Annotated in this window: 11 protein-coding genes; 2 read left to right on the forward strand and 9 right to left on the reverse strand. The window is 41.8% G+C overall.

The features are described 5' to 3' along the window. Positions 1–45: 45 nt before the first annotated feature. The 4 genes from DWY31_RS07720 to DWY31_RS07735 all read right to left on the reverse strand — a co-directional run bounded on the left by DWY31_RS07720 (position 46) and on the right by DWY31_RS07735 (position 2,771). Positions 46–723: a TetR/AcrR family transcriptional regulator gene (locus tag DWY31_RS07720; protein ID WP_243060487.1), complete on the reverse strand. Its 678-nt coding sequence runs from the start codon at positions 721–723 to the stop codon at positions 46–48. A 249-nt stretch (positions 724–972) separates the two neighbouring features. Further along, positions 973–1,236 (reverse strand): sporulation transcriptional regulator SpoIIID, encoded by a 264-nt coding sequence (gene spoIIID / locus DWY31_RS07725; RefSeq protein ID WP_118519946.1) that lies wholly within the window; start codon positions 1,234–1,236, stop codon positions 973–975. 26 nt (positions 1,237–1,262) lie between these two features. Beyond that, positions 1,263–1,544 carry a hypothetical protein gene (locus DWY31_RS07730; RefSeq protein ID WP_330422626.1) on the reverse strand — a complete coding sequence of 94 codons (282 nt, stop codon included), beginning with the start codon at positions 1,542–1,544 and terminating at the stop codon, positions 1,263–1,265. A 51-nt stretch (positions 1,545–1,595) separates the two neighbouring features. After that, the gene (locus DWY31_RS07735) at positions 1,596–2,771 is read right to left on the reverse strand and encodes a M20 family metallopeptidase (protein WP_118519947.1); all 1,176 of its coding nucleotides are present in this window, start codon (positions 2,769–2,771) and stop codon (positions 1,596–1,598) included. 252 nt (positions 2,772–3,023) lie between these two features. On the opposite strand from DWY31_RS07735, the gene DWY31_RS07740 reads away from it, so the two are divergent. Then, positions 3,024–4,352, forward strand: coding sequence for a hypothetical protein (locus DWY31_RS07740; RefSeq protein WP_118519948.1), 1,329 nt, complete (start codon positions 3,024–3,026; stop codon positions 4,350–4,352). A 171-nt stretch (positions 4,353–4,523) separates the two neighbouring features. On the opposite strand, the gene tig is transcribed toward DWY31_RS07740, so the two are convergent. Further along, complete coding sequence (tig, locus tag DWY31_RS07745; protein WP_118519949.1) at positions 4,524–5,624, reverse strand: trigger factor; 1,101 nt, start codon at positions 5,622–5,624, stop codon at positions 4,524–4,526. 143 nt (positions 5,625–5,767) lie between these two features. Beyond that, positions 5,768–7,195: a cardiolipin synthase gene (gene cls, locus DWY31_RS07750; RefSeq protein ID WP_442873164.1), complete on the reverse strand. Its 1,428-nt coding sequence runs from the start codon at positions 7,193–7,195 to the stop codon at positions 5,768–5,770. 162 nt (positions 7,196–7,357) lie between these two features. Here cls and DWY31_RS07755 point away from each other — a divergent pair, with 162 nt between their 5' ends. Then, positions 7,358–7,798 (forward strand): hypothetical protein, encoded by a 441-nt coding sequence (locus DWY31_RS07755; protein WP_118519950.1) that lies wholly within the window; start codon positions 7,358–7,360, stop codon positions 7,796–7,798. 49 nt (positions 7,799–7,847) lie between these two features. Here DWY31_RS07755 and DWY31_RS07760 read toward each other — a convergent pair whose 3' ends face one another. From DWY31_RS07760 to DWY31_RS07770, 3 genes are all read right to left on the reverse strand, one after another. Further along, the gene (locus DWY31_RS07760; RefSeq protein ID WP_118520041.1) at positions 7,848–8,285 is read right to left on the reverse strand and encodes a DUF1934 domain-containing protein; all 438 of its coding nucleotides are present in this window, start codon (positions 8,283–8,285) and stop codon (positions 7,848–7,850) included. Positions 8,286–8,303: 18 nt separating this feature from the next. Continuing rightward, positions 8,304–9,281, reverse strand: a complete 978-nt coding sequence (pfkA, locus tag DWY31_RS07765; protein WP_021859684.1) for a 6-phosphofructokinase — start codon at positions 9,279–9,281, stop codon at positions 8,304–8,306. 74 nt (positions 9,282–9,355) lie between these two features. Then, a complete protein-coding gene (locus DWY31_RS07770; RefSeq protein WP_118519951.1) occupies positions 9,356–12,829 on the reverse strand; it encodes a DNA polymerase III subunit alpha in 3,474 nt (1,157 codons plus the stop codon). Positions 12,830–13,157: the final 328 nt, after the last annotated feature.

Raw genomic sequence — 13,157 nt, forward strand, 5'->3', positions numbered from 1 at the left:
AATTCTTATGTATATTATCACAAAGTTTAACAAACTGCAACCTTTTTATACCAAATGATATACCCGCAGTGTATTCTCCAGATACTGCACTGTGCGATGAACAGCCTGCGCAAGTGTAGGTTTGTTTTTATCAATGCGCATGGTCTCCAGCATTCCTCTGAAAATCAGGATACTCATCTCATTTAACTCACTGATTTCTTTATCTGTCAGATTATATTCTTTTTCCTGCAATACTTTTGTCAGAAGCATTTGATTTCTTTTATAAAAATCTCCATTTGCCATAAATTCTTCGTATTCTTCTATTTCTTCTACTTTTTCCTGTGAAAAAATTTCATAATACCGACGAAATATCTCCGTCATATTTGTCTCCCCAAGCGGGCTGAAAAATAAGAAATTGTAAATGCGTGGATGACGAAATGCCTGCTCGCAAAAACATCTCCATTCTCCAAGATACCATTCTCTCATACTCTTGCCTTCTGAATATTTGATCTGCGATGTTTTTACATACTCATTCAGACATTTCACACTTGCAAACATTTCCAGCTCATCCAGGCTGTCAAAATAATTGTATAAAGTTGCGCTGTTATATTTGGCACGTTCTGCAACTTTTCGGATCGTCAGATTCTCAATCCCGATCTCTTCCATCAATTCTATCGTTGCATTGATAAAATATGCCATTACGCGCTTTCTCTTCTGTTCTCTCCGAAAATTTCTTGTAATCATATTTTCCTCTCGATTCTACTGTAACTTTCTCCAATTCATCACCTATCGTACCACATTCCCGTTTACTCTGAAAGTGTCATTTATATTTTTCTATTGACTTAATATATGCCAATCTGTTTTGTCTGTTATTATCTTTTTTCATCACAGAGACAGGCAGAAGAAAATGCCTGAACACATTCTCCCGCCTGTCTCTACTACCACATTTTCAGACCTTTATTATAGTATTTGATTCGCGACATTTAAAAGTCATTATTTTTCTTCAAGATGCCGGTGCAGATATTTCTCTCTTGTAGCCAGTCCGCCTCTGATATGCCGTTCAGATTTATTTCTGTCCAGGACTTTTCTTGCCTCCTTTGCAAGCGCCGGGTTGATCGCCAGGAGACGGTCTGTTACATCTTTATGTATCGTGCTCTTGCTCACCACAAATTGTTTTGCTGTCTGTCGCACCGTTGCTTCATGTTCAATGATATAATATGCAATCTCTACCGCCCGCTCTTCGATGTAATCTTTCATATAAAAACCCCTGCATAGTTTGTTTTTTACAATCTATGCAGGGGTTTTTTAATGTATGTCTGATTCGATTTTCCTACTCCCATATCTTCCGGCTGCAATGTTGCCTGTGCGCTTGGTGTAATGGATACAGATCGGTAACTTTCTGCAATACCGGTAATTGTCAATGCTACAAAGTAAATGATGATAGATGTACCCATAACTTTCATTGCTCCGATCGGTGCATACACATTCATAGCTGTCTGATAAAAATAACAGATAAACCCAATAATCAGAAGCACTGTATACTGAGTATTTTTAAATAATTTCAAAGGAATTAAGGGCTCATTGGCCTTTTCTCCTTTTTTGCTGTCGTTCTATATTTAATTGTTATTTTTTAACCACTGTGTTGCACAATGTGCGAGGCATCCTGAACCGATCGGACACACGTCTTCGTTGAACTGCACTTTCGGATTGTGTGCACCATACTGTCCTCTCTCATCTGTATATCCTGCTGACAGATAGATAAATGTGGATGGAATCTTCTCCGCAATTGTTGCAAAATCTTCCGATGCGCTTGCTGAAATTCCCGGATATGGAGTTAAACCAGGAATATCCATTTCTTTCATATATCCTACAATCTCATCGGTCAATTTCGGATCACAGATCAGAGGTGGTACTTCTGAAAGCATGGTAATCTCTGCCGTTCCGCCGTAACTTTCTGCTGTCTTTACTGCTGCTTCTTTCATTCTTCGTACCATAAGTTCTCTCGCCTGCTTATCATTGCTGCGGATTGTTCCTTCAATTACTGCCGTATCCGGGATGATATTTGCAGCTGTTCCGCCTTCAAATTTACCGACTGTCATAACACATGCTTTTGTCGGATCAACCTCTCTTGCCATGATTGCTTCCAGAGCTGTGTAAATGTGAACTCCGATATTGATCGGATCAATGGCATTCTGTGGATATGCACCGTGCGAACCTTTTCCTTTAATATCAATCCTGAATCCATCCACGGAATACATCATTGTTCCGTTATCGTTATACATAAAAATTCCTACCGGCATCTGTCCTGCTGCCACATGATAGGCAAGTGCGGCATCAACTTTTGGATTCTCTAGTATTCCGTTCTCAATCATATCTTTGCTTCCTTCAAAAGTCTCTTCTGCCGGCTGGAACATAAACTTAATTGTTCCCTGTAATTCAGATTCATTTTCCTTCAGCATCTTTGCCGCTGTTAAAAGCATTGCTGCATGGAAATCGTGTCCGCACGCATGTGCTTCCTGACCGGACGGACATGCAAACGGTTCCCCACTCTCTTCCGGCATCGGAAGTGCATCCATATCTGCCCGAAGCATCAGAACCTTTCCACCCTTTCCCAGTGTTGCCGTCACACCATGACCACATTCTTTTGGCTCTAAGCCATATTCTTTTAATTTTCCCATAACAAATGCCTGCGCTTTTGGCATATTTAAGCCAACTTCTGCATTCGTATGAAGATAGCGGCGGTTAGCAACGGTCTCTTCTCTCAGTTCCTTCGCTCTCTCATAATAGTTCATATCGTCTCCTCCTTCTTAATAGCATCTTTCTTTCGTACTTTACTCTAATTTTTAAATTGTAGAATATATTTAGAATATTTCCGGAATACTTGTAGAACACTTATAGAATATTTATGGAATAATCATAGCCGTATTCAATATATCAGTCAACACTTTTCTATAGCTCCTTGTGATTTTTGCTATAATTTACAATTTTTCGCCTTGAATTATGTGCATTTTTTCAGTAAAATATACGAAGGAAAGGAGAATTTCATGAAAACAAAGATTGTAATTATAACGAGTACATATCTTCATCCTTTTGTTGAAAAAGCTTTTGAAGAATTCAAAGAAGAATGTGATGTCACAATCGCAGATTATACAAATTTTGAACACATCGCAGATATCTATAAAAAATACGAAACCATTGCTGACGGTTTTATGGTCAGTGGTACAACAGCCCTGTCTGCAATCGAACATCATGTAGGAGAATTTAAAAAGCCGGTTGTATCTTTTCACGCAGATATGATTTCCTTTTACCACGCTCTTGTAAAATTTTTTCTTGAACGACGTGATTTGGATCCAAAGCGCTGTATTTTTGACTTTATGCTTCCGATTATTCAATCACCGGGCAATTATGAACATGCTTCTGTTGATTATCTCATCCATGAACTGGATTTAAATAATCTGGCACTTACGATGGATCAATGGGCAAATAAAAGTACAACCGGCGATTTTTCCATGATTGAAATGAATATTGCATTGAAAATTATCGATCTTTGGAAACAGGATAAAATCGATATGGTATTCTGCTCTTACAGCAGTACAATCCCCTTATTAGAAGAACACGGAGTTCCTTATTATTTTCTTTATCCTGTAAAAGACCAGTTAGAATCCCAGATCAGGGAATTATTGTCCCAGATCAGACTGGAAAAATACCGCGAGAATCTGCCTGCAGCAATCGCAATTGCTGCGCATGAACCGTCTGTTTCTGATAAAACTGACCAAATACTGGAAGACGCTATTCAGAATATCAAGAAAGAGTTTCTGATCGACGCCATTTTGCAGAAAGAATCCAACGTTTACTACATTTATACCACTCACCGTGTAGTTGCCATGATTACCAAAAACTTCGAGGTTGGATATATTATCGCAATGTTGAAAAAAAATTACGACATCTCCGCCGCAGTTGGTTATGGAATCGGAAAAAATATTACAGATGCGAAAAAGCATGCGGAAAATGCCCTGCGGGAATCCTGGAATACAGATGGAAGTTTTGTGATGAACGAGACCAATCAGCTCATCGGACCGCTCGGTTCTTCACAGCTTCCGAGTTTTCCGCAAAATCTTCCGGATAACATCTTTAAAATTGCAGAGAATTGCAAACTCTCTACATTAACGATCCAGAAACTGACCTCCATCATCAAAATGACCGGTTCATACGAACTTACAACAAATGAGCTGGCAGACCATATGGGCGTTACTGTCCGGAATGCAAACCGCATTCTCCGCAATCTGGAAAATGGCGGTGCCGCTACTATTGCCCACACAAGGTCAACTACTTCTAAGGGGCGTCCGGTTAAAGTTTACCGGTTAAAATTATAGTATTTAAGAGATCAGTAAATCACTCATCCCGCCGGAGGGTTTTACATAATAAGAAATGCAATTTTCTATCATATAAAAACAGCGTCACAGAAACGATTTAAAAATCATTCCTGTGACGCTGTTTTTATTATTGAAATTAAATCTCATATTTTGCTCTATGCAGCTGTCCGATTAGTTGCTTGAGCTGCTTGAATCACTGGAGCTCTTTGAATCGCTGGACTTCTTAGCAACCTGAACGCAGTTCTTTCCAAGCCATTCTTTTACCATATTCTTCAGTGCCGCATCTTTCAGATCCTGCTCTTCAAATGCTTTCTTGAGCGCATCTACATTAGAGCTGTATCCATAACTCTTGGCAATTGCTTTCAGCTCTTTATTGTAGTCTTTCTTGCTCATCTTGATGTTCTCTTTGTCTGCGATCGCTTCTGTTACCATGTTCTGCTTCATCGTATCTTTAACAGCAGCTTTTACCTGTTTGTTGAATTCTTCTTCTGTCATACCCATCTGCTGCTCAAGGAACTTGCTATAATCCATGTTGTAAGCTTTTGCATACTGTTTGTACTGGCTGATCCATGCGTTTTCCATCTTCTTCTGTTCTTTCTCGTCATACTTCTTCACTTTTGTATTAGACAGAACTTTCTCCCATGCACCACTCTCAACAGATTCTGTATATGTATCCTGTGCTTCCTGCTCCAGTTTTTTCTTTACTTCTTTCTTATACTCTGCAACTGTCTTGGATTTACTTGAAACTTTCTTAACAAATGCATCGTTCAGTTCCGGTGTCTTGGACTCTGTGATTGCTTTTACCTTAATTGTAAAACTAACTTTCTTACCTGCAAGCTCTTCGGAATAGTTCTTTGGGAATTTCCCATTCCATACGAACTTGTCCCCAACTTTGTGTCCGATGATACTGTCTTCAAATCCCTCGATAAATGTATTAGATCCGATCTTTAACTTCTGGTTATTTGCAGATCCGTTGTCGAATTTCTTGCCATTCATCTTACCAACGAAGTCGATTGTAACGGTGTCACCTTTCTTAACTGCACGATTCTTGATCGTCTTTGTCTTCGCATTAGACTCCCGGACAGAATCAATGAAACTTGTCACGTCCTTATCCGTTACATCGTCAGCTTTGTCTACCTCATCAATTTCCACACCCTTGTATTGTGAAATCTTCAAGTTGTCATTCTCGATTCCTTTACTGCTCTGACATCCTGACAACAGAAGAGATGCCGTCATAATTCCTGTTAATAATACTGCTGCTTTCTTTTTCATAGTTCACCTCGAAAATATATTTACGCATTCGCACATGCGAACCCATAGCCTTATTATGTTATACCACATTCTCCCCCTTATGCCTACCCTTTTCACATTTATTTCACAGAACACGCTATGTTGGCAGGCATTATCCTGTCGAATTAAAGCACCGGAGACAACAGCCTGCAGAACTGCTCTTTAAAGCGGATTAAAAGCGTTCTCTGCTCGTAAGATTTCTTTGTCACAAGAGAGCTTTTTGTCATATCATTTTCAAATGCATCTTCCAACTGTTTTGTTGTCCTTGCACTATAGATTACTGCATTTACTTCAAAATTCAGTGCAAAGCTACGGATATCCATATTGGCAGTTCCCATGCAGGTGACAAGGCCGTCGATACACAGGCATTTGCTGTGCAGGAATCCATTGTCATAAGTAAAACATCGCACGCCCGCCTCCACCATCTCACCGATGTAAGAATAAGTCGCCCAGTATACAAATGGGTGATCCGGCTTACACGGGATCATCACGCGCACGTCAATTCCGGATTTTGCTGCGATAATAAGCGCGTCCCGGATATCATCATCTGGTATGAAATACGGCGTCTGTATAAAAATATTTTTTCTTGCCATATGGATCAGGCGCAGATAATTGTTACGGATTTCCTGACTATGCGAGTCCGGTCCGCTGGAAATGATCTGCACCGGATCACGCCCGTTCCGGATATAAGTCGGCAGTTCAAACAAATGATCCTCCAGAAAAATATTATCTCTCGCTGCATAATTCCAGTCCAGTGCAAAACGGACTGCAAGCGAAGTGACCGCCGCTCCTTCGATACAAATGTGGGTATCTCTCCAGTATCCGAATTTCTCATCTTTTCCCAGATACTCTCTTCCAATATTAAATCCGCCGACAAAGCCGATTCTTCCATCGATCACTGCAATCTTCCGGTGGTTTCGGTAATTCACACGAAGCTGCAGTTTTCCTAATACTGCTGGAAAAAATTCTGCCACCTGAATGCCGGCTTTTTCCAGGCGATCCCAATCGCTGTTCTTCATTCCACGACATCCCATACTGTCAAAAAGGACTCGGATCTCCACACCCTGTCTGGCTTTTCTTAAAAGTACTTCCTCAATTTCCTGCCAGAGTTCATCATTCCTGATGATATAATACTGCAAATGAATATAATTTCTCGCATGATCCATCTCGGATAACAGTGCATCAAATTTCTCCCTTCCGTCTGTATACACACGGATATCATTATTATCAGTAAGCACCGCCTCCCCTTCGTTCAGATTATAGAGAATCAGACTCTTAAAACGCTCCAGTTCCGGATCACGGAGCTTCAACTTCCGCCGATAGATCGATTCTTCCTGCCTTCGCACCGCATGTTTGATCTCGCCCTCAATTTCTTTCATCTTGAACATCCGGTCTTTATGGAAATTCTGCCCTAATACAAGGTAGAGAATAAATCCAAGTCCCGGCAGAAAATAAAGCAGCAGAAGCCATGCCCATACGGTCGTCGGATCCCGTCTTTGAAAGAAAATAATCAGAATTGAAAATACGAGATTGATGATAAATAAATGATCCATCAGCCATAAATATGCTTCACTGATCATATGACCTGCCGCAATAAACATTCTAAACACCTCCCCTGTTGTGTAAGTTCCCTGCTAAAATCTCAAATCTCTTGCACTTGCGTCAAAAGAATGATACAATGTACTTCGTGAAAAACAGATTTTAGGAGGTTCGCTGTGAGTAAATTAACGATTGTCTTATTAGTGATCTTAGTCGTTTTAATCATTGCATGCATTGCATTATATTTCCTCGGGAAAAAAGCTGAGAAGAAGCAGGCCGAACAGCAGGAACAGCTAGATGCTGTTAAGCAGACCGTATCCATGCTGGTTATTGATAAAGGTCGTATTCGTCTCAAAGATGCAGGTTTCCCGCCGATCGTACTGGAGAACACGCCGAAGTATCTTCGCCGTTCCAAAGTACCGGTTGTTAAAGCAAAGGTTGGACCGAAGGTAATGACTCTGATGTGCGATGCTCAGGTTTATCCTACAATCCCTGTTAAGAAAGAAGTAAAAGCCACAGTCAGTGGTATTTACATTACAGGTGTCAAAGGACTTCGTGGTCCGCTTGAAACACCGGAAAAGAAAAAGGGATTCTTCGCAAGACTGAGAAACAAGTAAAATGAAAATGATTTTATAAAAAGGACAGGCTTTTACCGACCTGTCCTTTTTATTTTGCTTTTACACACATCTTAATCTCACTGTCGGCAACTTTATCGCCATTAATATCCAGCTCATAATTTATCCGGATATTGATCCGGTTGTCGGATTCTTCTACTTTCAGATCCTTTGTATATATGCCAAGGAGAAGCTCACCATACGGCGTCTCATACGGAGTCATATGGATCTTGTCTTTTTCAAATACCATATGCGTGCCTGAAAGACCGCTCTTTAATATCTCAAGCTGATCTTCCCCGGATATCCGTATCTTGTTCTTAATACTTCCCGGCATACCTTCCACAACTTCTTCATATATAATGTAATGCTTATTATTCTTGAGATAATAAGCAGCCGGGGTGATGACTTCGATTGGCTCGTTGTCATCCTCCCGACCGGAAAATTCATCATAATGAAGACCGGAAATTGTTAATAATACATCCTTCGTCATCATTCTTATCTCATTCTCTTACAGCGCAAGCTGTTTTGCAATGTCATACTGATACTGCGGGATACTCTTATGCATTCCAAGTGCTTCATCAATATCGAAATCAATGTACTCACCATGTTTGTAACCAACGACACGGTTTGACTTTCCTTCCAGCAGAAGGTCTACTGCTTTTGAACCCATAATAGAAGCATACACTCTGTCTTTACATGTCGGGCTTCCACCACGCTGCATGTGTCCCAGAACAGTTGCTCTTGTTTCCATACCGGTTGCTTCTTCGATTCTCTTCGCCATATTGATAGAATCTCCGATACCTTCTGCATTGATGATGATATAGTTCTTCTTGCCACGTTTTCTGCTCTCCTGAATGTCTTTGATGATTGCTGCTTCATCAAAGTCATGCTCTTCCGGCATCAGGATCTTCTCAGCTCCGTTGGCAATACCGCACCAGAGTGCCAGATATCCGGCATCTCTTCCCATAACCTCGATAATAGAACATCTCTCATGGGAAGTAGAAGTATCACGTACTTTATCAATTGCTTCCATTGCAGTATTAACTGCTGTATCAAATCCGATTGTATACTCGGTACATGCGATATCCAGGTCGATTGTTCCTGGGAGTCCGATCGTATTGATTCCTAAGTTTGCAAGCTTCTGTGCTCCTGCAAAGGAACCGTCTCCACCGATTACAACCAGTCCGTCAATTCCATATTTTTTGCAGATAGCTGCTGCTTTCTGCTGTCCTTCTTCTGTACGCATCTCTTTACAGCGTGCTGTCTGGAGAATTGTTCCTCCACGCTCGATAATGTCTGATACGTCTCTGGCTGACAGGTCAATAATTTCCTCGTTCATAAGACCCTGATAACCTTTTCTGATTCCTCTGACTTTCAGGCCTTTACCCAATGCTGTTCTTACTACTGCACGGATTGCCGCATTCATTCCCGGTGCATCTCCACCACTGGTAAGAACACCAATCGTACGTATTGTTTTGTCTGCCATGATCATCCCTCCATCATTTATCCTTACTTATTTTAATATAATTTATCCATCCGTGCACCATTTTACATGAATTATCAAATGTTTTCAATGTTTTTTTCGATTACTTTCACGCAGGAGTCGCCAAGATAGTTCATAAGCCTGCTTAATAAGCCAGTTTCAACCTGTACATTCCGGTTCCTTCCAAGCCGTTTTACAACACGTTCTTTCTTGCAGTAAATGACAACTTCGTCTCTTCCGTCAGAGTTTCCGATCAGGTCATAGAGCATCTGTTCCTGTGCAAGAAATGTATCTTTGTCTGCATATTGGAGCCACAGTTCTTTGCGTGTCTGGGAAAATGGAACTACCGATTCGCAGATCAGTTTGCTCGGTGCGTCATCTTCTTCCGATACGCGTCCGCGGATAAATACTTTATTTTCTTCCTGCAGATATTCTTTGTATTTTTCATAATCTCTCGGAAATACGACTACTTCCACTGTTCCGAGCAGATCTTCCAATGTCAGGATCGCCATCGTTTTATTGGTCTTCGTATACTTAATGGCAAGCGTCGCGATAATTCCTCCGATGATCTCTTTTGCGCCATCATGCACTTTCGCTGCACCGGTTTCTTTATCAAGCTGGAAGTCCAACGTCGTTTTGGAAATACTCTTTCTCCATTTTTCTTCGTATTCTTCCATCGGATGTCCAGTCAGATAGACGCCCAGCACTTCTTTTTCAAATGCAAGCCTTGTCTCTTTTTCATATTCTCCGACCTTCGGCAATGGAATATCAAATTCTGCTTTCTGGTCATCGTCCACCATATCAAACAGCGAAAGCTGTCCTGCCATGGAATATTTGCGCTCCTGGTTCACCTGATCCACAATCTGCACATAAATGATCATGAACTGTTTTCTCGTGCCTCCAAGCCCGTCAAATGCACCGGATTTGATAAAACTTTCGATCGTACGTTTATTCACTTCTTTTCCGGAAAGGCGCTCGATAAAATCTTTCAGTGTCTTAAATTTTCCGCGTTCATTCCGCTCTCTTACGATTGATTCAATGACCGGACGACCGATACTCTTAATCGCCGCAAGGCCATAACGGATTTTTCCGTCCTGTACCGAAAAGTTACCGACACCTTCATTGATATCCGGTGGCAGGATCTCGATTCCCATTTGACGACAGCTATAAATATATTCTGCAACCTTCGGCGGATTATCGATCATAGACGTCATAAGCGCCGCCATGAACTCTACCGGATAATAATATTTTAACCAGGCTGTCTGATAAGATACAACTGCGTAAGCCGCCGCATGTGACTTGTTAAATGCATATTTGGCGAAATCAATCATCTCATCATAGATCTTATTTGCCGTCTTCTCGTCAATTCCATTTGCGATACAGCCCGGCACACCGCCTTCTTCGTCTCCGTAGACAAATGCCTGCCGTTCTTTCTGCATCACGTCACCCTTTTTCTTGGACATGGCACGGCGCAGAAGGTCGCTTCGTCCCAGTGTAAATCCGGCAAGATCACGTACGATCTGCATAACCTGTTCCTGATATACGATACAGCCGTAAGTCGGCGCAAGGATCGGCTCCAGCTGCGGGCAGTCGTAAGTGATCAACTCCGGATGGTTCTTTCCCTTAATATACTGTGGAATGAAGTCCATCGGTCCCGGACGGTACAGCGAGATACCGGCGATAATGTCTTCCAGATTCTGTGGTTTCAGTTCCTTCATGAACCCTTTCATACCGCCACTTTCCAACTGGAATATGCCATCTGTCTCGCCGCTTCCGATGTAATCCAGTACTTTTTTATCGTTATAATCAATCGCATTGATGTCAATCTCTTTACCGGAACTCTTTTCTGCCAGGCGCACTGCATCCTGAATAACAGTCAGCGTCCGGAGACCGAGGAAATCCATTTTCAGAAGTCCCAGCTCTTCCAGCGTTGTCATTGTAAACTGTGTGACAACCGAACCATCCGAACCTACCGAAAGCGGCACGTATTCTTCTACTGCTTTCTGACTGATCACGACACCGGCTGCATGCATGGATGTATGTCTCGGAAGTCCTTCCAGACGCATGGACATATCGATCAGCTCTTTTACCTGCGGATCGTTATCGTAAGCTTTTTTGAAATCCGGACTGGACTGTAATGCTTTCCCCAGTGTAATATTCAGTTCTTTCGGGATCATTTTGGCGATTCCATCTACAAATGCATACGGAAGGTCCATAACACGCCCTACATCACGGATAACGCCGCGCGCCGCCATTGTACCGAACGTTACGATCTGCACCACCCGGTCAGTTCCATATTTCCGCACAACATAATCAATGACTTCCTGTCTTCGTTCAAAGCAAAAATCCACGTCAATATCCGGCATAGATACACGTTCCGGATTCAGAAAACGCTCAAACAGGAGCTGATACCGGAGCGGATCAATACTTGTAATACCTAGACAGTAGGATACAATACTTCCGGCTGCCGAACCTCGTCCCGGTCCGACACTGATGCCGTGGTCTCTTGCATATTTGATAAAATCCCATACAATCAAGAAATAATCTACATACCCCATACGTTTAATAACGCTAAGCTCGTATTCCAGACGTTCACGGATCTTCGGATCGTCTCCCGGATACCGTCTTTCCAGTCCTTCATAACATAATTTATTCAAATACTCCCAGGAAGTAAAACCATCTGGCACATCATATTTCGGCAGCTTCTTCTCACCAAATACAATCTCCACATTGCAACGGTCCGCAATCTTCTGTGTATTATCAATTGCTTCCTGTGCATATGGAAATAATTTTCGCATCTCTTCTTCGGACTTGATGTAATACTGCCCGCCTTCATAACGCATACGGTCTTCATCTGCCAACTTCTTGCCAGTCTGGATACAGAGCAGGATGTCATGTGGCTTCACATCGTCTGCGTAAGTATAGTGGATATCATTCGTTGCCACCAGTTCAATTCCTGTCTCCTGCGACATACGAAGCAGCGACTGGTTTACCAGTTTCTGCTCCTCCATTCCATGATCCTGCAGTTCCAGAAAGAAATTTCCTTCTCCGAAAATATCTTTGTACCGGCACGCTGCAGCCTTTGCCTCACCATACATTCCCCGGAGAATATTCTTCTGCACTTCCCCTGCAAGGCAAGCACTCAAAGCAATGATTCCCTCATGGTATTGCTCCAATAGTTCCATATCGACACGCGGTTTATAATAGTAGCCTTCTGTAAATCCTCTGGATACGATCTTCATTAAGTTGTAATAACCGGTCTCATTTTCTGCCAGAAGTACGAGATGATAATATCTGTCATCATTATTGCCAACTGCCTCTTTATCAAAACGGGAGCCGGGCGCAACATACACTTCACATCCAAGGATTGGCTTGATCCCTGCTGCCTTTGCCGCACGATAAAAATCGATCACGCCGAACATAACTCCATGATCCGTGATCGCCACACTGTTCATTCCCAGTTCCTTCACTCTGGAAACACATTCTTTGATTTTATTGGAACCATCCAGCAGACTGAACTCCGTATGGACATGCAGATGCGCAAAACTCATAATCTATTCCGACTCCTTTTTATTTTATAATTTATGTATTCTTATATTTCTTCATTTTGTTAAGATACCATACGAATTGTTTCATAAAACCACTCATGTGCCTGCACATAGTGGTTTCAGGCTTTTGCCCCTGGTATCTCGAATATTATACCACATTTCCACCCATGATAGCGTTTTTTGTTATCCCGAACTAAATTTTTCATAATCATAATCTGCATAACATTAGTGCACGTTGTAACGTCAGCTTTCTCTGAAGCCTATACACGCAAGAAGGCAGATAGCATATCCTGCCATCTGCCTTCTCATATCTCTTTGCGACCTGATTCTA

Origin of the sequence: Dorea sp. AF24-7LB (genome assembly GCF_003478575.1) — a bacterium.
In the GTDB taxonomy this organism is placed as follows: Bacteria; Bacillota; Clostridia; order Lachnospirales; family Lachnospiraceae; genus Dorea_D; species Dorea_D hominis.

What these genes read in the sequence shown, in the direction of transcription:
- DWY31_RS07720 (WP_243060487.1), bottom strand. Translation starts at nt 723, where the DNA reads ATGATTACAAGAAATTTTCGGAGAGAACAGAAGAGAAAGCGCGTAATG.
- spoIIID (WP_118519946.1), bottom strand. Translation starts at nt 1,236, where the DNA reads ATGAAAGATTACATCGAAGAGCGGGCGGTAGAGATTGCATATTATATC.
- DWY31_RS07735 (WP_118519947.1), bottom strand. Translation starts at nt 2,771, where the DNA reads ATGAACTATTATGAGAGAGCGAAGGAACTGAGAGAAGAGACCGTTGCT.
- DWY31_RS07740 (WP_118519948.1), top strand. Translation starts at nt 3,024, where the DNA reads ATGAAAACAAAGATTGTAATTATAACGAGTACATATCTTCATCCTTTT.
- tig (WP_118519949.1), bottom strand. Translation starts at nt 5,624, where the DNA reads ATGAAAAAGAAAGCAGCAGTATTATTAACAGGAATTATGACGGCATCT.
- cls (WP_442873164.1), bottom strand. Translation starts at nt 7,195, where the DNA reads ATGGATCATTTATTTATCATCAATCTCGTATTTTCAATTCTGATTATT.
- DWY31_RS07760 (WP_118520041.1), bottom strand. Translation starts at nt 8,285, where the DNA reads ATGACGAAGGATGTATTATTAACAATTTCCGGTCTTCATTATGATGAA.
- pfkA (WP_021859684.1), bottom strand. Translation starts at nt 9,281, where the DNA reads ATGGCAGACAAAACAATACGTACGATTGGTGTTCTTACCAGTGGTGGA.
- DWY31_RS07770 (WP_118519951.1), bottom strand. Translation starts at nt 12,829, where the DNA reads ATGAGTTTTGCGCATCTGCATGTCCATACGGAGTTCAGTCTGCTGGAT.